Source organism: Dyadobacter sp. CECT 9275 (assembly GCF_907164905.1).
Classification (GTDB): Bacteria; Bacteroidota; Bacteroidia; order Cytophagales; family Spirosomataceae; genus Dyadobacter; species Dyadobacter helix.
In genome coordinates this window covers 463,904-482,601 of record NZ_CAJRAF010000002.1, presented here as the reverse complement: position 1 = coordinate 482,601, position 18,698 = coordinate 463,904, and the positions used below count along the sequence as shown (strand labels likewise).

Sequence of the window (18,698 nt, the reverse complement as noted above, 5' to 3'; positions counted from 1 at the left end):
GGAGTTAATCAGACAGGTTGAAAGCGCAGGTGAAAATATTCAGATGAATATCTTCTTCAAATTCATAGGTAAATTCGTCGCATGACTTTGTAATGATCAGTAAGCCAAAATGCTCGCTCGTTTCGCACAGCAACTTTGGCATGTAAGTTTCGGGTGCCTCCTCAACATAGAACAATGCCTGGTTCTTCTGTTGAATTTGTAATTTTAGCACATCCATCCCGTTGTGATATATTTCATAAGTATGCCCTATCTGATTATTCAAAGGTGGCCAGGAGATAACAGAACTATCAAAAGTCAGTGTTTTTCCGGAATCCATTTTCTCAATGATAATCCAGTTATCTTTTTTGTAAATACCGACATAACTTTCAGCTTTCCCTGAATGTTTCGTGGCATTGGTGAGTAATTCGGCCAATACCCACTTCATCCGGGATAGTAAGTTTCCCGGATGGGGCGGCAGTGCCTTCTCAATAACTTCAAGGCAGGTCCTGATGGTTTCCGGAATAGCCTTGGCCTGGTTGGGAAACTGGATGGATAACAGTTTTATATCTTCTTTCATGAATTCACGTCATGTTTGGTGCTGACGTATTAATAATATGATAGCCAAAATCTGGCCAAATCGTTTCGTTGAGTACTCTTAGGGCAGGTCAGCTAATAGCCGACATAGCCTGGTCGTAATCCTTATAAATCTTAAATACTTTGTCCATCCTGATGAGTTTCAGAAGGTCATGTACATCGGGCTTAAGAGAAACCAGATAAATGTCCACATTACGCGGCATGGCATATTTCAGAGCTACCACCAGAGCGCCCAGAAAGGAGCTGTCGATGTAACTGACGTTTTCGAAACTGACCATAATAAGCTTTGCCCCGTTGGCCAGTAAGGTTATCATCTCTTCTTTAAACTGTTCAGCGTTGGAAAGGCTTGCTTCAAAGGGAAGGATCGTAGCCTGTGTTATCCCTTGAATTTCTTGTGTTTGGAGTATCATTTTTTATAGTTTTTCGATAAATATGATGCTGGCGTCATCCATTTGATTACCATCATTGATCTGTGCCAGAATATTGGATCGGATCAGGTTAAAGCTTTCTTTTTCTGAAAGAAAGGGCCTTATTTTGGAAACAAAAAATGGATAGTCGCTTTTTTTTGTACCATTAGACGGGATATCTATCATCCCGTCCGTAAATATGGCGAGCTTGTCTCCGCTTTGCATGGTGACCGTCTGTTCGTCATAAAAACCATCTTCCAGGAGCCCCAGGAGCAATCCTTGGGAAATTACCGTGGATGTTGTACCACCTTCTTCCTTATAATTAACAAGTGGCAAATCTCCTGCTCCGGTGTATTTAATGGTATTTTTTTCACAGTCTATGAGTAACAGGGACAGGCTGGACAGGATATTCTGAAGACTTTCGTCCAGGCAAATCAGCTTATTGATTTTGTGTACAATATTGCTGAGCGAAAAGTCGTCGTCAAGTACGCAGAAACGGATCGCAGCACGGATGTAACTCAGGAATCCGAATGTAAAGAACCATGCCTTCCATTTTTTTCCCATAATATCACCCAGAAGTGCAAAGCAGTACCGATCATTGACTTTTACAAAATCAATAAAATCTCCTCCGGGATATCCCCTGAAACCCTTATGCCAGAAAAATATCCTGAATCCGTTGAGCTGAGGTGAAAGTGCAGGAACGGATTTTACATTAATGGCCTCGGCCGCAATTCTGAGTTCCTTAACGGACCGCAAATGTTCCGTTTCCAATGATCGAATGATGTTACTGAGCTTGGATACGATTACCGGAATAGGCGTTTCTTTATTAATGAAATCAATCGCATTCATGTTGAGACCTTCCAGTACGAGGGTACTGTCTGTGAAGGAGGTCAGAAACACAAATGGGATATCTTTCAGATTGGAATGGCGCAGTACTTCCTGACGGAAACCGAAACCGTTCATTTCGGGCATATCGTAATCTGAAAGAATAAGGTCGGGCTCATCTTCCTTTAAGATCCGCAGTGCTTCGCTGGCAGAGGCAGCTGTAAATACGTCGTAGGATGCTTTGGCCAGAGAAGCTGACACAACTTTCCGAAAAAAAAGGTTGTCCTCAACAAAAAGTATCTTTTTTACCTTTTGGGGAGAATCAGTAAAAGGTATCATTTTTTGTTAAAATTTATTACAAAAAGAAATACACCTCCTAGTATAATAAGAAGAGAGACCAGATCCATGATGGTCACACCGTCGTTATTGTTAAAGTAAAAGACAGTGAATAATTCAAAACTTACGGGTGCCGGCATAATAATCATGGCAAAACCAGTGGCTACCAGTACTACTGAGAACAGGCAGATGATTACTTTCTGAAGCGTTTGCTTTCGCAGATAACTCCGGCTGATCTCGGTATCGATCGGGTTCTCGTTCAGCAACTTTTCCAGACCTTCCAATAACTCTTCCCTGGACAGATTATTCTCCTTGTCCAGTTCCTGAAACGGTTTGATCTTGCCCTGCAAGTTTGCAGATTTTTGAAATGCATCGGAAATTCTCTGCTGATATACAACGGATCGCTGCGCATCCAGCCTGGCATTCTGGAGGATATCTATCAGTTCCTGGATCTTAATTTCAACCAGTTCTGCTTCGATCTCGGGTTTGTCGAAATTATAATGCCGTGGCTTTGCCATTGTTCAAGTTTAGGATGAAGTCTTTTTTTTTCGTTACTAAATGTAGGGTTGGATTTTTCTTAAAACTAAGTTTTTATTGGTAATTTTGAAATGATTCTACTTATCCTTCCATTTAAATTTACATATTTAAAATTATTATATTCAAATAACTCCTGAATGAAACAGGTTTCTATCATTACAGTTAATTATAATCAACCAGAAGTCACGGAGGAACTGCTGAAATCTTTACGGGAAGTGAATACCTACAAGCCGCTGGAAATAATTGTGGTGGATAATGGCAGCAGAAATAATCCCGTGCCAACCTGGAAGGCTACCTATCCGGGAATAACTTTCATTCGCTCGGAGGTCAATACCGGATTCGCAGGAGGGAACGACCTGGGGATAGCAAGCGCAACGGGAGATTACTTATTCCTGATCAATAATGATACGGAGGTAACGGCGGGTCTGATCGGCGGGCTGGTAAGTACCATGGAAGGTAATTCGGCTATCGGCATTATCTCTCCTAAAATCCATTATTTCGACCAGCCCGGTATGTTGCAGTATGCGGGTTATACTCCCATGAATTACTTTACTGCGCGAAACAGCTGTATCGGTCAGTTTGAAAAAGATGAAGGACAGTATGATTCTCTTTCGGGAGTGACTGGGTACATACATGGAGCGGCGATGATGATCCGCAGAGAAGCGTTGGAAAAGGTCGGCGGAATGGCCGAGAACTACTTTTTGTATTATGAAGAGCTGGACTGGTGTGAGCGCATCAGGCGCGCAGGTTATGAGATCCATACCGATCTTTCTGTACTCATCTATCATAAGGAATCGGTGTCGGTAGGAAAGCGGTCTGCTCTGAAAGAGTATTTCATGAACCGAAACCGCATTCTCTTCATCCGCAAAAACACCGGTTTGGGTACCTTCTGTGTCTTTTTTCTGTATTTTCTGGCCACAGTGGTTCCGCGTAACCTCTTGTCCTACGTGGTAAAAAGAGAATTCAGTTTCATCCCGGTTTTGTTAAGAGCTGTTGCGTGGCATTTTACCAATAAAACAGATAGTAAGCATTTAGGATACGTTATACCCGGCCAGATATGATAGCGATTTTTTGGATTAGCCTCTTCATTGTATTTTATGCCTTCCTGGGATATGGTATTGTCCTTTTCGTGTTGGTTAAAATCAGAAGGATTTTGAAAGGAAAGCGGATGGTACCCGGGTTGGATCAGAATATGCCGTCGCTCACGCTGGTGGTTGCTGCGTATAACGAGGAGGGTATCATTCTGGATAAGATTGCCAATACCCTCGGACTGGATTATCCCAAGGAAAAGCTCAGGATTGTTTTTATAACGGATGGTTCTTCCGACAATACTCCTGCTTTGATCAGTGACTATCCCCGAATCGACTTACTGCACACGGCTGCCAGAAGTGGCAAAATTCATGCGATACACCGGGCTATGAAAACGGTTACTTCGGAAGTTGTTGTTTTTACCGACGCTAATACTTTTCTGAATCAGGACGCTCTTCCGCTGATTGCCAGGCATTACTCAGACCCTTTTGTGGGCGCGGTGTCAGGTGAAAAGCGTGTACTCCAGGGCGAAGAAGCAGATGCGACGGCAGGAGAGGGGATTTACTGGAAATATGAGTCCACTTTGAAAAAATGGGACTCAGAGCTGTATTCGGTTGTGGGTGCAGCGGGTGAGTTATTCAGCGTCCGAAGGTCTCTTTACAAAGATGTGGAGGCAGATACCATTCTGGACGATTTTATGATATCCATGCTCATTGCCGAACAGGGTTACCGGATTATCTATGAACCCGAAGCATATGCTACAGAGTTGTCGTCAGATAATATTCAGGAAGAGCTGAAACGGAAAATAAGGATAGCAGCGGGCGGAATTCAGTCCATTTTGCGTTTGAAACCACTTTTAAATCCTGTCAGATATCCTCTTTTGTCATTTCAGTACATCAGCCACAGAGTACTGCGCTGGACCGTCACACCGTTTCTGATGATGCTGGTACTGATCCTGAACGTGATATTGGTATATCACAAGGCAGGAGTGGTATATACATCGCTGCTTGTGGCACAATTTCTTTTTTACCTTTTTGCCGCTTTTGGCTGGCTGTTGGAAAAGCGCAAGATCAAGATCAAGGGATTCTTTGTTCCCTATTACTTTTGTGTGATGAATTACGCAGTCCTGGCCGGTATGGTCCGCTATTTTAAAGGAAAGCAGAGTGCCGCCTGGGAAAAATCAGTACGAAAGCAAGCCCTTAACTGAATGTCGCACAAGGCTTAAAGCGATGCGAGGCGTTTGGACTCTTCTTCCAGAATTGGGATCAGGGGGCCTAGTTCTGCAGATATTTCGGCATAGAAATTGAAAAGGGTATCTGCATCCGCGTTGGCCTTTATGGCACGTTCCATCTCCTCCACTTTCGGGCGGAGCCAAGTAATACCTGTCATCGTAAACGATGGCTTGATACCGTGTACTACACTGGCTGCTTCGGCCAGATTGCCCGCATCCAGTGTCTGCTTTAAGCCCATCCACCGGGGATAGGAATCAGAAACAAATGCTTCAAAGATCATGCTGATTATGCTTGCATCATCCCCATAAACCTGGGACAGATAGGTAACGTCAAGCGAAGAGTTAATGTTTAGGGTCATTATAATTTACTTTGATCGGGTGCGGTTACCAGAAAATTTTAGTTTTATGGCAACATCTTCATTTGTACTACAAAATTATGAAATTATTTCGAACCCTGGGCGCTGCTGTCTGAAATTGATTTCTGTTTTTCCTCGTCCTTTGCTTTACGCCTAAAATATCTCCGAAAAAGAAAATTAGATCTCAGCGCCAGCATATTTTCATCGAGTTTTTCCGTAGTGGTTTCCAGGTTATGGATCGTGTTTTTGAGGTTCGCTGCCGTTTGCTCATCATGGAGCATCACGCCTATCGGGCTGTTTTTGTTGGTATTGATTCCTTCACTGGCTTGTTTTAAGTTTCCCACCATGATATTGGCAGAGCTCACCGTTTCGTCCAGTTTTCCCAATGTGGTTCTGATATCCCTCATGATGACGGTATCCGTTACAAAATCATTGGCCAGACCACCCTTTTTGTTCAATTGTGCCGTAAAGGTTGACAGGGATGCGGTGAGTGTCTGAGCATTCGAAGAGGCTTTTTTCAATGCGGCAAGAGTCTGGTCCACATCATTGTATAACCTTTCGTCGTTGAGCAGCATACCCACGGTACCTTTTCCTTCCAAAATATTTTTGCTGATCGTTTTAAAGGCGCTGGTGATACCCAAAAGATTTTTATTGTTCTCTGACAGTACGCTGAGCATTTCTTCTGTACTTTCAATTTTCTCTACCACCAGTTCATCACCGTCTTCGATGGATTCGACTTTCTGGGTTCCGCCATATATGACGATGATTTTATTACCTATGAGACCGTCGGTACTCACTTTGGCTTTTGCATTTTTGCGGATAAACTGTTTTGACTTTTCTTCGATATTCAGCATTACTTCCACACGTGAGTCGCCCAGAAATCGGATCGTTTTGACCGTTCCGATTTTTACACCGGAATACCAGATGTTGTTACCTGGTTTGAGGCCATTCACATCATCAAATATCGTTTTGACAATGATGTGTGAACCGAACAGTTTTTTCATACTTCCTATGGTCAGTACACCTGCCACAAAGATTAGTACACCAAGCACGACAAAAAGGCCAACTTTTATTGAGCGTTTTTCTGTATTTTCCATTATTGAATAAAGTTGTAATCGTAAAAGCTTTTAATTCTTTCTTCCTGGGTATCAAATACTTCTTCAAAGGTTCCGGTTTTTATGAAGTGGCCGTCGAGCAGCATCGCAACGCGGTCACCGGTTTCTTTAGCACAGGTAAGATCGTGGGTAATAATGATTGCGCTGGTCTGGTATTTTTCTTTGACTTCATTGATCAGCTGATTGATTTCCAGGCACGTAATGGGATCAAGTCCTGCTGTGGGTTCGTCGTAAAGCATAATTTCCGGTTTCAGAATCAGGGTCCGGGCAATGCCGATGCGTTTGCGCTGGCCTCCGGAAAGCTCAGAAGGTACCTGATTGATCGTCTGCAGCAACCCCACGGCATCCAGTACGGACTCAACGGCTTCATTTATTTCCGAACGTTTCAGATTTGCCACGTTCCTCACCAAAGGAAATTCCAGATTTTCCCTTACCGTCATACTGTCGTACAGTGCGCTGTTCTGAAAGGAGAACCCGATTTTCAGCCTGAGGTTGCGTAATTCCTTTTCATTCAGGGACGATACTTCGTGCCCTAGAACATTAACAGTGCCTTTATCCTGCGTCAGCAATCCGGCTATGATCTTGATAAGTACAGACTTCCCGGTTCCGGACCTGCCCAGTACCACCACATTTTCACCTTTGAAAACATCCAGATCCACTCCCTGCAGAACGTGCAGGTCACCGAAGGATTTATAAAGCCCTCTTATGGTAATAACCGGTTCTCTTTGGGTATTTTCCATATACTTTTAAACTCTGAAATAATTTGAAACCTGAACAATGATCACCTCTTCAATAAAGATCAGGAACATGGAAATTACCACGGCCGAGTTGGCTGCTTTACCTACACCTTCTGTGCCTTTACTGGCGTTATATCCCTGATAGCAGCCTACAATGCCAATCGTAAATCCGTAAAAAATTCCCTTGACCAGCGACGTACCAATATCCAGAAAAGTGATCTGCTCAAAAGCGGTTTGAATAAAAGTGATCAGGCTGGTACCTTCGTTAAGGGTTACGTTAAGAAATGCACCAAGTAACGCCACAATCCCGCAGTAACACATTAAGATGGGTATGGTAATGGTGGAAGCCAGTACCCTGGTCACTACCAGAAATTTAAACGGGTTCACTGCTGAAACTTCCATGGCGTCTATCTGCTCGGTTACCCGCATAGAACCCAGTTCTGCTCCGATACTGGAACCAACCTTTCCTGCACTGATGAGTGCCGTTACCAAAGCAGCCAATGCCCTGATGATTGCGATGGAAACCAACGAAGGAAGCCAGGAAGTTGCACCGAATTCAGCCAGGGAAGGGCGCGACTGTTTGGTGAAGACCATTCCGGTAATGAAGCCAGTGAGGCTGATCAGCAGGAGAGACCGGTTTCCAATGGCATAACATTGTTTAACCATTTCACTAAACTCCATCCGGCCTTTGAATACTTCACGAAAGAAACGGATGAAAAATTTGTAACCATTGTAAACGGACAGGAAGGCAAAATCCAGATTTTTTGTAAAAACATACTTTCTCTTTTGCATCATCGGAAACGGAGGAGTATTGTATTTGATATATAACTCTTGTTCATATACTTCTGGATTAGAGGGTGCCGAATAAAGCCATTGCTGGAGTTTGGTCCAGCCGAAACTTTCCTTTTTCGGCCAGTCTCATCCGGTAGGCATTCATAGCCGTTTTTCCAAGGTGGTCTATCAGCCGATAATTTACAACCAGGCCAACGGCCGCTCCTATACCTGGGATCAGCTGGGCAAGTTTTGCCAGGTCAATGTAATCTCGGTATTCTTGCTGGAAGGTCTTCCAGTCAAACTGGTGTATATCATCCGGCAGGTATTTACTGTTCTGTTCCCAGTTGGTTATCTGCGAGAAAACCTTCTGCCTATTCTGCTGACTGGAAAAGGCCAGCTGAAATATGTGCATGATAAATATTCGTTCACGATAGTCAAGCACCGAAAAGCCATAGGACGAAGCAATCTCGAAAAGTAACTTCATTTTCAGTGCGAGCAGCAGCGGGAAATCGGCAAGAGAAAACCAGAACCCGCCTGCGCCGGTAATACCGCCCTCTGCTGCACCCGCTTTGCGGTAAAAGGATATCTTTTTGAGAACCTCCTGTTCCATTTCTTCCAATGAAGTGGAAAGGCTCGGTTCCGAATTTATGAACTCCGCCCCGAACAGTACGCCCCGGGTCATTTGTTTAATGGCCGTCGTAACTGTTTTGTGAACTTTATCGGGAATCCAGCCATTAATTTTGTCCTGGATATTTTTGGAAAGTTTTCCAGCTGCCGATGGTTTTCGCAGCATTTTTTTCTCCCAAAGCAAAAGTTCCTTATAGGCTTGTTCCTCGTAGTTTGTCATGTGGATTCCGGCGGTTCAGAAATGTACAGTATTTATTCCTGATTAGATTGCTTACCATTCCATCAAAAATCATTCCAGAACTTCGCTTGTTGTGGCAGGCTTTGGTAAATACGCCAAATTAAATTGCATAATCAAGTTCCTGAAGCCGAAAATCAGGAACGTTACCACAGACGTTATCTATTTAGGTGGGTTTATTGATTTTTTCCTCGGCCAGTTGCTTCTCGTCCGAATCTGCCACCGGTTCATCCTGTTCCAGCTCAGCCTGCGGTTCGTATTGTAGTTCGATCAGGATAGGGTAGTGGTCGGAAGAAAAATTCGGTAGTCGCTCTAAACGAACGAGTTTGAAGTCGGTCGAGCAAAAAACATGGTCGAGCGGGAATCTTAAAAATGGATATTTGGCGTGAAAGGTATTGTAAAATCCTCTGCCGATTCGGGGATCCAGTAACCCGCTTATCTTCACAAAAAGTTCGGTCGTGTAAGACCAGGCCACATCGTTGAGGTCTCCGACCACCACAACCGGCTTCTTGTATTCTTTCACCTTTTTCGCCACAATCAGCAATTCCTTGTCTCTTTCAGTAGAGTAAAGATTTTCTCCGGGTACCGGTGGGGTGGGGTGTACACAATGCAAAGATATCTTCTCACCCGACTTCAGGTGTACTGTTGCTTCTATGGACGGTATTTCTTTATCAACCAGGTAGTGCACACTGGTGTCAGTCAGTTCCAGTTTTGAATACAATAACATGCCATAGGTATTTTCCAGAGGAACAGTTACCTGGAACGCATAATCATTTTGTAGAGAGGAGGTTTCCTCGTACCAGAATTGATCCGTTTCCAGAAGAAGCACAATATCGGGATCGTATTTTTTTATTACTGCCAGGCAACCCGTTGTATTTCGGTTGTCCTGAAATACATTGGCCGATAGTATTTTTACTCTGCTGTGGGGCCGGTTTTCCCGAGCATTGAGCAATACCTTTTTTGCAATGAAAGTAAATGGATAAATCTGATAAAAAAGGTAGAGCGCATTGGCAGTGAGCAAACTGATAAACAACAGGCCGAAACCCGAAAATACTGGAAATAAGCATATAAACAGGATGAGGATTACCAGGGTAACAAACAGTTTTTGAAGCCGGGGATACTCAAAGACCCTGAAAATCCAGTAGTCGTGCCGGATGAGTGGAACCAGTGTAAAAATAATCATACACGCCCCGATAATTTCCAGGATAATTTTTACAGAATTCATGTAAAATGGGTTGAACAGGATAGAGTGCAGTCGCAACTCGGTCTGTGGGCCTACGGTGTGACGACGATTTTTTTGTAAAGCTGCTTTTTTTCAGAAACAAATGAAACAATATAAAAGCCTGGCATGAGGTTTTTTAAATGGATGTTACCCTCGGATGAGCGGCGGATCTGGATACCTTCCAGCTGCTGACCCGTTTGATCCAGGAGGGATATCGTCCCGGTAACCGGCTCTGAGAACTGGATCGTGAGATTTTCGCTTTTAATCACCGGATTAGGGAAAACGAGAAAGTTCAGGCCAGGCTCCTGAATCCCGGTGACGACGGGCACCTCCACATTGGCAATGCCATAGTCGCCTGATTCTGAGATCGTATTTATGGCTTTTATCCTGTAAGTGATTTTCCCGCTCAGTGGTGCCTGCGCATCGGTATAAGTTGTGACAGTGGCACCCATCCTGGCAATGGTATGATACGTGCTTTCGCCTTCCGACTTCCTCTCCAGTAGATAGGAACCAGCATCCGCAACGCTGTTCCAGCTTAACGCAACTGCCAAAGGCGTTTGAATCTCGGCACGAAGCACCGGAACTTCCAATGCCTTTCCAATGCTCACCTCGAAAAAGCTAAAGGCACGCATACCCAGTTTGTTTTTGATATACGGCCCGGTGTAAGGATAAAACGCGCCTCCTTCTGTTACATAGGAAGGAAGATAATTGAGCCTGGACGCATTCTGGCTACTTTTTAGTGACAGAATAATCCGGTTCTGATCAACAGTACCAGATGCCACCGCGCCTGCCGAACCATCCAGGTAAAAGAAATCCTTCATGTCGAGGGTAGTGTTCCCGTTTGGTTTGTAGGCATCCGGATATACCAGTTCCTGGCCTTCGTCAAATACCAGAACGATCTCTTTTTTCTCCGCTGTTTTATAGAATATTTTCTTTACAGCGGGAGAATAGATATTTGCTGTGTCCTGTGAGCCGTAAAAGTCTTTGCCAATAATACGTGACAATTCTACACCGCTTTGTTTGTTTCCTCCTTTGCCATAATGCAGGCCATCAAAATCCTGCGTGCCCACTGTGGCCAGCGACTGTACATCGGAATAGATTTCCGGTAGCCTTCTCTGATAATCTCGGATGAGCGCACCCACAGGTGAGGGATAGTAGATGATATCGATCTGAAAAACATACAGTTTGGTCAGCGAGGGTAGATCCATTTTCAAATGCTCACGAAGCTTTCCAAAATTTTCTTCCCATCCCGAACCCTCATGATAGGTTTCGGTTTCTCCTTGTCGGTAGATGAATGTTTTGGCCGAAGAAGCAAGGCCAGCTTTTTGTACCCTATACAACATTCGTCCATAGCCCGTGCTGAAGTCTGTCGGATTCTGCTCGTTTCTAATGGCATGGGAATAGGCCGACGACCAGTGAAAGCCTGCCGAAATGAGGCAGTTGGGGATACCATATTTTTGAGACAGTTGCTTCTGTATCTCAAAACCCATGGTGCCTACATTGTTATAATAACCCTCCTTATTGGAAATAGACCAAAGTGTATCGGCCGCTTTGTAAGGATCTGTATTAAGATTATCTGTTATCCGGCCGAAGGTCCGGCAGTACTCATCCGTTTCCGATTCACCAAAAAAACCGGTTGAATTGGATTGTCCCATAATGATGTAGGTATCACCGCTGACCACATTGTTTCTGGTCACAACCAGTGTAGAGTCTCCTGTTTTACAGGCATATACCTTAAAGGTGTATTCTGCCAGTTCGGCTTTGATCGTGGTTTCAAGAGCAAATGATCCAATGCCTTTCCCATCATATTTCAGTTCCGATTTTACATATTTCAGCAAGGTGTTGTTCCGTAAAACCTGTACGGAAACGTAGTTATAACCTAGCGTTTCTACAATTCCGGAGATGGGTACTTTGGCTTCGTTCTTTTCATCCCGCGGATAGAGCTGATAATCCTGGGGTAGCTTATTGAATACCACAGAAAAAAAACGCTGGCTGAATCCTGAGGTGCAGAGGCTTGTCGAGAGCAGGATGATCAGCAGGCTTCGGATATACCCTGTTTTGACTTGGTGTACGGTTGCGGACCGGTTAAGAGAAAGGTTCATGCGTAACTGATGGTAGCAGGTTCGGAAATTAATTTGAGGAGTTTGTGCCTTCATAGATGGTTTTAGCGGATTGATCACACCGTTTTTATCAACGGACCACGCAGGACGATCTGTAAAAACCATACCGATCCCGGCTTTTTCCTGAGAAATGTGTCAGGAAACAACTGCTGGGGATAAGGCACCTTGGGGATAGGGTAGATCAGGTACTGCTGTTTTGGGATAATTTTTTCAGACTCAGAAGGCCAGCTGGAGAAAGCAGGTTTTAGGGGGAATTTTTTTTGTATCTGAGCGAAACTGAACTGTTTTGTTAAAAATAGAACGATGAGTAAAACCTTTTTTTTCATAAGCTGAACAGTGATTACCGGCCTGGATTGTATCCGAAATGATACAAGATCGATAAAGTTATCACCAAACGGCTCAGTTTACAACATAAAAATAAAATCCTGCTGAAGGCTCGTTCGGCAGGATTCAAAATCAATAGCTGGTTTCGGCGCCTCCTCCGCCAAAATCCCCCTCCCCAAATTCCACCTGATCGGTTGTGGATACGTGCTGTGCTTGCTGTGCGATGAGGATTGCTTCCAGGTTTGGATATTTTCTCTTGCGATGCGGCAGATCCGTAATACGGAACCTGTCTTTTTTAAGAAGCGATATAAACAGAACTGCCAACAGGATCATGCCTGCGCCTAACAGGGTGATCCAGTGTTCAACAGGCATAAAATCAAAATAATAACGGTAGGTAAAAACAGAAAAACCAAGAGAAATGAGCCCTACAATGAGCAAAGATCTGTTGTGTGTTTTAAGCCCGCCCAATATATAGGCCAGTGGTATCAAAAAGGTAAACGCGTAAAACGCGGGTGCAAAAGCGATTTGAGGAGATACCGGTAAATGGAGCTCATTGATCAGCGCGTTACCTTCACGCACTATATAATAGTTTCCTCCCAGATAGAATACCGAGAGGGCGATCACGTCTATGGCCATTTTTCCATGTGCATAATAGATATCCTTATTGAATTTCACATTGCAAAAATAAAGTGCCGCAGAAACGATCATGAACCCAAAGGGAAGAAAGGTTTTCCCCAGCGGAGTTTTAAACATCAGAGTTGCTACCAGCACAAATAAGGTAATTACTGCACCGATGGTCATGAGAAAATCGGCATAGCGGCGGACCAATATCGTGAGGATAACCAGGATGATGGCTGCATAGGCTGAGATATCCAGTTGATCAAAAAAAACGAAGAAGGGTATCAGGAAACCGCCGAAAGCAGAGTACAGCAAGGCATTGTCGGTTCCTGAGTGGTACAGCTTACGTTCCCGTATCAGGTATTCCATTGCAACAATGAAGCATCCCGCAGAAAAAAGGCTGAGGAAAGACCAGGCGGTTTGACTTTCGACGCTTAGAAAAAAGATAGACAGGAATCCCGTGAAAAACGAACACGCAACAATGGTAAAGATAAATAGTCCTATTTTTACGAAAATTCCGGGACGGTAAAATTCTTCGGGAAAACTTTCCTTCACTGCCTTCAACTGGTCGTCTGTCAGTAATTTGGATGCGTGCCAGTTATCTGAAATTTCCTGGATATAAAGGTTGCGGATCCAGGTAATGTTATATGCTTTTTTCATTTGTTGTACCGAGTATTTTTTTGACGTTTAGGAGGAAAAATATTACTCCGATACTGCTGAACAGAAAATAGTAAATTGCAAGCGCGGCGAGTGCTTCGTCAGGCGTAATGATGAACAGCCCATAGGTAACCACAATGTAACCGTAAATTACGCCGAGCAGCAAAAACAGAAGCGACTGTGCCTGCCTCGAGTATCTGATATAATAAAAAGAAACAGCCGCGGCACTGATCATAAACAGGATTTTGGGCTCGGTGCTGAACATAGCCGTAAGAGAAGCAAGTGCCGCCAGATTTCCTCCCAGGAGCAGATAAGTAAAAGCAAAATGGGATTTTAGACCTTTATCCTGCGACAGCCTGGAAATGGCCATCAGCACCAGGCCGAGCGATATGGCCGTTGCAAGAAGTTTGATATCGGTAAAATCATTGTCGGACAGTACGGAAAGCGGGGCGATGGTCAGTCCTAGCCAGGAAGCCAGCCCTGTAATAGCCATAGACAGGATACCCCGATGGTCAAATCGGTAGGCACAAAAGAAGAACACAATGGTAGGTATAAGAACCGCCAGACCGTATCGGGTTCCGAAGATAGTATACTGGTACTGCAGGTAACCTTCCAGAATTAATAGCAGGGTACAGCCCAGTAAAAGCGAATGCGGTGAAAATTTTTCCGGGCTTTCCACCAGGGCCCAGCTAAACGGAACACGCTTTTTGATGGTGTAGGCAAAACAGGCCGTCATCAGCAGGGCGATCAGCGCAATGATGACCTGATGGCCAATGGTATCTATATTCTGATAGATGATGACACCGAGGCCCGAGCCGAAAATTACGATACCAAGGTATAATATGGACCGCAATTCCCAATGAACGGAAAAAGCCTTGCCCGATTCATACTCCGAAATAGCGGAAGATTGTTCCGGAGCGATAATATTGTCTGATACCAGCTGGTTCAGGATGTCTTTGGTAGTCATTGGGATAGAAATATTGTTCAGCAAATGTAGATGCTTTCTCCCGTTATTTGTAAGCGCAATTACCCACCGGCAGGACTCGGTTATTGTGTATCAAAACCTTAGGACAAAATGCTCCCTGGCCTGGGTTTTTCTGAAAAATACCAACCCTATCCAGAACAGATCCACCGTAAGTGTAACCTCAGGATGAGATTTTATATCTTCCCATGCTTTTTTCATTTCTTCTGACCAATAGATGTCATCAAAAATAAAAAGAGACTCCCCGGTGGCATAGGGCAGGCAGGTTTCAAAGTACCGCATTGTGGGTTCATAACGATGGTTAGCATCGAAATAAGCAAAATCAATTTTGCTGTTCAGGCGCTTCAATTCAGCCGGAAGGGTCTCGTCAATATTCCCCAAAATAACACTGATATTTTCACTGCCCGCTTTTACGAAATTCTCTTTTGCAATTTTTGCGGTTTCGGGGCATCCTTCAAAACTAACCACCTGGGAGTCGGGTTTGGCTTTGGCAAGGTATAAGGTTGTAATACCGAGGGAAGTACCTAGTTCCAGAATGGTTTTAGGTTGAAAATGCTGAATGAGCCTATAAAATAACCTTCCGAATTTCTCAGGTTTTTCCGCATTTTTAGCGATTGATTTTATTTTCCGGATATTCGATCTATTCACACGGGATCCGGCCCCCAGATCCAGTACTGCAATGGTGTCATTGTTGGAAAGCATTGCTTTTCGCAACTGTCTGATCAGTTCATACACTGGCTTTTGGTCTTTTCCAGGCGAAATGACTTTGGTATACAATTCAAATAAAAAAGGGGAATGTATGGAATGCGCGTTACCTGAGCGTAGCAGAAACTTAAGATAGGAAGTAATCAATGAATAATTTGTTATGGAAAATCAGTTTTCCGGACGGTTGACACTCCTTTAGAACTGATGTCGTATTAAAGCTAAATAATGACCAGACAGGTGTCAATTCAAACGGTAGGGTGCTATCAGGGAAAATGCAGGGATCACCACACGAAACTGCCGCCCGTCCAATACCCGTTCCATCAGATAAGTTCCCGCCATTTTACCAACATCTGTTTTTAAGTTACATCCCGAAACATAATCGTGTACGTCACCCGGCTCAAGCGTGGGCTGCAGACCCACAATTCCTTCTCCTTCCACCTCTCTTACCGTTCCGTTGGCGTCATATATCAGCCAATGGCGCCGGAGCAGTTTAACGGTATGTTCACTATGGTTTTCGATCAGAATTTTATAGGTAAATACATAATGATCCTGTCCCGGGTTCGAATAATCAGGTTGGTATTCAGTCAGTACTGTGACTTTTACGCCATCGGTTATCTTGGAAACCATACAGAATGAGGGATTTGGTGAAAACTGCCCTTGTTCAGGTACGTGCGAATTTACTGTTATGACGAAAATAGTACGCATTTACCAATAAAACCAAATCAAAATGATTTTAATTTGAGATATAATTGATTGTATTACTATGGATGTAAAAATTGAAGAGTCCTGGAAGGCTAAACTGATGCGGGAGTTTGAACAGGAATATTTTGAAACGCTTACTGCTTTCGTAAGAAGTGAGTATGCTTCGAAACAGATATTTCCTCCTGCAAAGCAAATTTTCAATGCTTTTAATCATTGCAGTTTTGATCATTGCAAGGTGGTTATTCTGGGACAGGATCCTTACCACGGACCTGGGCAGGCCAATGGACTTTGTTTTTCAGTAAATGACGGAGTGAGAATGCCTCCTTCGCTGATCAACATTTTTAAAGAAATAAAAGAAGACTTGGGAAAACCTTTCCCGCAAAGCGGAAATTTGATGCGCTGGGCTGACCGGGGCGTACTTCTGCTGAATGCAACCCTTACCGTCCAGAGCGGTGCAGCCGGTTCGCATCAGAATAAAGGTTGGGAGCGGTTTACGGATGCCGTGATCAAATGCGTGTCGGATGAAAAGGAAAATGTGGTTTTTATGTTGTGGGGGAAATATGCACAAGATAAAGGTGCGGTTATTGATGCCAGGAAACATCTCGTCCTTAAGGCACGGCACCCTTCGCCCATGTCGGCAAATGGCGGAGGGTGGTTTGGAACCAAACATTTCAGCAAGGCAAATGAGTACCTGGCTACCAAAAGGCTTCAGGAAATAGACTGGTAGGTACTAAAATAAAAAAAGAGCAGGGAAGCCCTGCTCTTTTTCCAAATTTTCACTCCTATTACTATTTGTTGTTATTTTTCGATATTGGAATTCATCTCAAGGACATTATCCCATTTCGATTGGTTGTTCTCAACAAATTCTTTTCTATCAATGTTGTTAGCGTATGCCTGAGCACTTTCGTTCGTGCGGAAAGTGAGGTAGTGTACAACATCAAACTGATTGTTCGTTCCTTCTGATTCCTGCACATGACCGGCAGAATAGGCAACCACATCTTTTACATGATTTTTCATGGCTGCAAAATCGCGGAAGTGTTTTTCAATTACTTCTGACGAGGTGCCTGGTTTAAATTTGATACAAACCACACGCTGGGTTTCAGCGGCCTTGTGAGGAACATATGCTCCATAGATTACCAGCATAAAGCAGCAAAGTGCAAATACAGGCACTAAATATCCTATTGTTTTATTTTTTGTTCTCATTTTGATTGGGAGACAGAACTCCGTTTTAATTATCTGCTACAAATGTATAACATAAAATCAATATTGCATTATTTCTATAAAAAATATAATGAATTTTGAAAATATGCTGTTTTTAAAAATATAATTTTATATTCTTTTAGAAAACGAAATAATATTTTGCAGTATTGATTTTCAGCGTTTTGGGTACTTTGGGAATACCCTGCGTACAAATTCCTTTGTTTTTGGGTGAAAAATGCGAATTGCTACAGATTGGGTTCGTTTTACGGAAACTTGCGTGACTTTTTTTGGGAAAGAGCGTATAATAGGTGATTGAGCCCTACATGGAAGTTCAAAATATTATATGGAACGGCCATTCGGAGTTCTTTAAAATTTTTTTAAAAAATTCGAAAAAAAATTGAGAAAACGGGTTTCCATCCTCAGTTCTGTGGTCTTTTTTCTCTTTTTCTGTGGTGTAACAGTCCACTGGGGCTTTTGGGCACATAAAAGAATTAACCGCCTGGCTGTTTTTAGGTTACCCGCGGAGCTTCAGGTTTTTTATAAGAAAAATATTGATTTTATAACCGAGAATGCCGTGAATCCGGATCGGCGTCGTTATGCGGTGGTAGGAGAGGCGGAGCGCCACTTTATTGATCTAGAAGTGTATGGTGACAGTGCGGCCTACACACTACCCGTCTTCTGGAAAGAGGCCGTGGCCAAATATGGAGAAGATAGCCTCCGGAGGCACGGAATTGCCCCCTGGTATATCCAAACCGCCGCGTATCAGCTGACCGAGGCTTTCAAGGTGAAGGATGCAAGAAGGATATTAAGGATTTCGGCGGATTTGGGACATTACGTTGCGGATATTCACGTCCCGCTTCACACTACCCGAAATTACAACGGACAGCTCACAGGGCAGGAAGGCATCCACGCTTTTTGGGAGTCACGCCTGCCGGAATTATATGCGGACCATTACCAGCTCTGGATAGGCGAGCCGGTTTATATTAACAGTATCTCTGCGGAAGTCTGGAGAGTTGTCCATGAATCCCACAGTGCTTTGGACTCTGTGTTTCAATTTGAGCGAAAATTAAGCACAACGATCAGTCCGGAAAAGAAATATAGTTATGAGCTCAGAAATAACATTCTGACAAGGTCCTATTCACGGGAATTTTCGGATGCGTATCACAGGCTATTAAGTGGCCAGGTCGAAAGGCGGATGAAATCTTCTGTCCGAATGGTGGGGAATTTGTGGTATACCTGCTGGGTAAATGCGGGACAGCCCGATTTGAAAAATTCTGAAATGCCTGTGGATGCGGCAGAAGATAAAAACGAAAAAGCCGCTGAGCCACAAAGCTGGCTTCAACGGCTCTTCAAAGTAAGGCCTGAGGCGGACGATTAACGACAATA

At 43.8% G+C, this 18,698-nt stretch carries 20 protein-coding genes; 4 read left to right on the top strand and 16 right to left on the bottom strand.

Features of this window, described 5'->3' with window-relative positions; genetic code table 11:
• Positions 1 to 4 precede the first annotated feature (4 nt).
• The 4 genes from KOE27_RS10195 to KOE27_RS10180 all read right to left on the bottom strand — a co-directional run bounded on the left by KOE27_RS10195 (position 5) and on the right by KOE27_RS10180 (position 2,659).
• Positions 5 to 556, bottom strand: a complete 552-nt coding sequence (locus tag KOE27_RS10195; protein WP_215238787.1) for an anti-sigma regulatory factor — start codon at positions 554 to 556, stop codon at positions 5 to 7.
• An 88-nt stretch (positions 557 to 644) separates the two neighbouring features.
• Positions 645 to 983 carry an STAS domain-containing protein gene (locus KOE27_RS10190; RefSeq protein WP_215238786.1) on the bottom strand — a complete coding sequence of 113 codons (339 nt, stop codon included), beginning with the start codon at positions 981 to 983 and terminating at the stop codon, positions 645 to 647.
• A 3-nt stretch (positions 984 to 986) separates the two neighbouring features.
• Positions 987 to 2,144 (bottom strand): response regulator, encoded by a 1,158-nt coding sequence (locus KOE27_RS10185; protein WP_215238785.1) that lies wholly within the window; start codon positions 2,142 to 2,144, stop codon positions 987 to 989.
• Complete coding sequence (locus KOE27_RS10180) at positions 2,141 to 2,659, bottom strand: hypothetical protein (RefSeq protein WP_215238784.1); 519 nt, start codon at positions 2,657 to 2,659, stop codon at positions 2,141 to 2,143. The genes KOE27_RS10185 and KOE27_RS10180 overlap by 4 nt, the downstream gene beginning before the upstream one ends.
• Before the next feature lie 156 nt (positions 2,660 to 2,815).
• Here KOE27_RS10180 and KOE27_RS10175 point away from each other — a divergent pair, with 156 nt between their 5' ends.
• Positions 2,816 to 3,739 carry a glycosyltransferase family 2 protein gene (locus KOE27_RS10175; protein ID WP_215238783.1) on the top strand — a complete coding sequence of 308 codons (924 nt, stop codon included), beginning with the start codon at positions 2,816 to 2,818 and terminating at the stop codon, positions 3,737 to 3,739.
• The gene (locus tag KOE27_RS10170) at positions 3,736 to 4,914 is read left to right on the top strand and encodes a glycosyltransferase family 2 protein (RefSeq protein WP_215238782.1); all 1,179 of its coding nucleotides are present in this window, start codon (positions 3,736 to 3,738) and stop codon (positions 4,912 to 4,914) included. Before KOE27_RS10175 ends, KOE27_RS10170 begins: the two co-directional genes overlap by 4 nt.
• A 14-nt stretch (positions 4,915 to 4,928) precedes the next feature.
• On the opposite strand, the gene KOE27_RS10165 is transcribed toward KOE27_RS10170, so the two are convergent.
• The 11 genes from KOE27_RS10165 to apaG form a co-directional block, all read right to left on the bottom strand.
• Complete coding sequence (locus KOE27_RS10165) at positions 4,929 to 5,297, bottom strand: Hpt domain-containing protein (protein ID WP_215238781.1); 369 nt, start codon at positions 5,295 to 5,297, stop codon at positions 4,929 to 4,931.
• Positions 5,298 to 5,380: 83 nt separating this feature from the next.
• The gene (locus KOE27_RS10160) at positions 5,381 to 6,391 is read right to left on the bottom strand and encodes an MlaD family protein (RefSeq protein WP_215238780.1); all 1,011 of its coding nucleotides are present in this window, start codon (positions 6,389 to 6,391) and stop codon (positions 5,381 to 5,383) included.
• Positions 6,391 to 7,149 (bottom strand): ABC transporter ATP-binding protein, encoded by a 759-nt coding sequence (locus tag KOE27_RS10155; protein WP_215238779.1) that lies wholly within the window; start codon positions 7,147 to 7,149, stop codon positions 6,391 to 6,393. Before KOE27_RS10155 ends, KOE27_RS10160 begins: the two co-directional genes overlap by 1 nt.
• 6 nt (positions 7,150 to 7,155) lie before the next feature.
• On the bottom strand, positions 7,156 to 7,941 hold the full coding sequence (locus tag KOE27_RS10150; protein WP_215238778.1) for an MlaE family ABC transporter permease: 786 nt from the start codon (positions 7,939 to 7,941) through the stop codon (positions 7,156 to 7,158).
• A gap of 55 nt (positions 7,942 to 7,996) precedes the next feature.
• Positions 7,997 to 8,767 (bottom strand): EcsC family protein, encoded by a 771-nt coding sequence (locus tag KOE27_RS10145; RefSeq protein ID WP_215238777.1) that lies wholly within the window; start codon positions 8,765 to 8,767, stop codon positions 7,997 to 7,999.
• A 181-nt stretch (positions 8,768 to 8,948) separates the two neighbouring features.
• On the bottom strand, positions 8,949 to 10,007 hold the full coding sequence (locus tag KOE27_RS10140; protein ID WP_215238776.1) for an endonuclease/exonuclease/phosphatase family protein: 1,059 nt from the start codon (positions 10,005 to 10,007) through the stop codon (positions 8,949 to 8,951).
• Between the two features lie 50 nt (positions 10,008 to 10,057).
• The gene (locus tag KOE27_RS10135) at positions 10,058 to 12,229 is read right to left on the bottom strand and encodes a T9SS type A sorting domain-containing protein (protein ID WP_215238775.1); all 2,172 of its coding nucleotides are present in this window, start codon (positions 12,227 to 12,229) and stop codon (positions 10,058 to 10,060) included.
• A gap of 351 nt (positions 12,230 to 12,580) precedes the next feature.
• On the bottom strand, positions 12,581 to 13,726 hold the full coding sequence (locus tag KOE27_RS10130; protein ID WP_215238774.1) for a hypothetical protein: 1,146 nt from the start codon (positions 13,724 to 13,726) through the stop codon (positions 12,581 to 12,583).
• Positions 13,710 to 14,690 carry a DUF2157 domain-containing protein gene (locus tag KOE27_RS10125; RefSeq protein WP_215238773.1) on the bottom strand — a complete coding sequence of 327 codons (981 nt, stop codon included), beginning with the start codon at positions 14,688 to 14,690 and terminating at the stop codon, positions 13,710 to 13,712. Before KOE27_RS10125 ends, KOE27_RS10130 begins: the two co-directional genes overlap by 17 nt.
• A gap of 90 nt (positions 14,691 to 14,780) precedes the next feature.
• The gene (locus KOE27_RS10120) at positions 14,781 to 15,557 is read right to left on the bottom strand and encodes an O-methyltransferase (protein ID WP_215238772.1); all 777 of its coding nucleotides are present in this window, start codon (positions 15,555 to 15,557) and stop codon (positions 14,781 to 14,783) included.
• A 93-nt stretch (positions 15,558 to 15,650) separates the two neighbouring features.
• Positions 15,651 to 16,037: a Co2+/Mg2+ efflux protein ApaG gene (gene apaG / locus KOE27_RS10115; protein ID WP_215238771.1), complete on the bottom strand. Its 387-nt coding sequence runs from the start codon at positions 16,035 to 16,037 to the stop codon at positions 15,651 to 15,653.
• Between the two features lie 136 nt (positions 16,038 to 16,173).
• On the opposite strand from apaG, the gene ung reads away from it, so the two are divergent.
• Positions 16,174 to 16,839 (top strand): uracil-DNA glycosylase, encoded by a 666-nt coding sequence (gene ung, locus KOE27_RS10110; RefSeq protein WP_215238770.1) that lies wholly within the window; start codon positions 16,174 to 16,176, stop codon positions 16,837 to 16,839.
• Between the two features lie 71 nt (positions 16,840 to 16,910).
• Here the strand turns inward: ung and KOE27_RS10105 are convergent, their stop codons facing one another.
• On the bottom strand, positions 16,911 to 17,315 hold the full coding sequence (locus tag KOE27_RS10105; protein WP_229252727.1) for a Dabb family protein: 405 nt from the start codon (positions 17,313 to 17,315) through the stop codon (positions 16,911 to 16,913).
• 394 nt (positions 17,316 to 17,709) lie between these two features.
• On the opposite strand from KOE27_RS10105, the gene KOE27_RS10100 reads away from it, so the two are divergent.
• Positions 17,710 to 18,690, top strand: coding sequence for a zinc dependent phospholipase C family protein (locus KOE27_RS10100; protein WP_215238769.1), 981 nt, complete (start codon positions 17,710 to 17,712; stop codon positions 18,688 to 18,690).
• Positions 18,691 to 18,698: the final 8 nt, after the last annotated feature.

Bases quoted from the DNA above. Each gene is read 5' to 3' on its own strand.
- KOE27_RS10195 (WP_215238787.1), bottom strand. From the start codon at position 556: ATGAAAGAAGATATAAAACTGTTATCCATCCAGTTTCCCAACCAGGCC.
- KOE27_RS10190 (WP_215238786.1), bottom strand. From the start codon at position 983: ATGATACTCCAAACACAAGAAATTCAAGGGATAACACAGGCTACGATC.
- KOE27_RS10185 (WP_215238785.1), bottom strand. From the start codon at position 2,144: ATGATACCTTTTACTGATTCTCCCCAAAAGGTAAAAAAGATACTTTTT.
- KOE27_RS10180 (WP_215238784.1), bottom strand. From the start codon at position 2,659: ATGGCAAAGCCACGGCATTATAATTTCGACAAACCCGAGATCGAAGCA.
- KOE27_RS10175 (WP_215238783.1), top strand. From the start codon at position 2,816: ATGAAACAGGTTTCTATCATTACAGTTAATTATAATCAACCAGAAGTC.
- KOE27_RS10170 (WP_215238782.1), top strand. From the start codon at position 3,736: ATGATAGCGATTTTTTGGATTAGCCTCTTCATTGTATTTTATGCCTTC.
- KOE27_RS10165 (WP_215238781.1), bottom strand. From the start codon at position 5,297: ATGACCCTAAACATTAACTCTTCGCTTGACGTTACCTATCTGTCCCAG.
- KOE27_RS10160 (WP_215238780.1), bottom strand. From the start codon at position 6,391: ATGGAAAATACAGAAAAACGCTCAATAAAAGTTGGCCTTTTTGTCGTG.
- KOE27_RS10155 (WP_215238779.1), bottom strand. From the start codon at position 7,149: ATGGAAAATACCCAAAGAGAACCGGTTATTACCATAAGAGGGCTTTAT.
- KOE27_RS10150 (WP_215238778.1), bottom strand. From the start codon at position 7,941: ATGATGCAAAAGAGAAAGTATGTTTTTACAAAAAATCTGGATTTTGCC.
- KOE27_RS10145 (WP_215238777.1), bottom strand. From the start codon at position 8,767: ATGACAAACTACGAGGAACAAGCCTATAAGGAACTTTTGCTTTGGGAG.
- KOE27_RS10140 (WP_215238776.1), bottom strand. From the start codon at position 10,007: ATGAATTCTGTAAAAATTATCCTGGAAATTATCGGGGCGTGTATGATT.
- KOE27_RS10135 (WP_215238775.1), bottom strand. From the start codon at position 12,229: ATGGTTTTTACAGATCGTCCTGCGTGGTCCGTTGATAAAAACGGTGTG.
- KOE27_RS10130 (WP_215238774.1), bottom strand. From the start codon at position 13,726: ATGAAAAAAGCATATAACATTACCTGGATCCGCAACCTTTATATCCAG.
- KOE27_RS10125 (WP_215238773.1), bottom strand. From the start codon at position 14,690: ATGACTACCAAAGACATCCTGAACCAGCTGGTATCAGACAATATTATC.
- apaG (WP_215238771.1), bottom strand. From the start codon at position 16,037: ATGGTTTCCAAGATAACCGATGGCGTAAAAGTCACAGTACTGACTGAA.
- ung (WP_215238770.1), top strand. From the start codon at position 16,174: ATGGATGTAAAAATTGAAGAGTCCTGGAAGGCTAAACTGATGCGGGAG.
- KOE27_RS10105 (WP_229252727.1), bottom strand. From the start codon at position 17,315: ATGAGAACAAAAAATAAAACAATAGGATATTTAGTGCCTGTATTTGCA.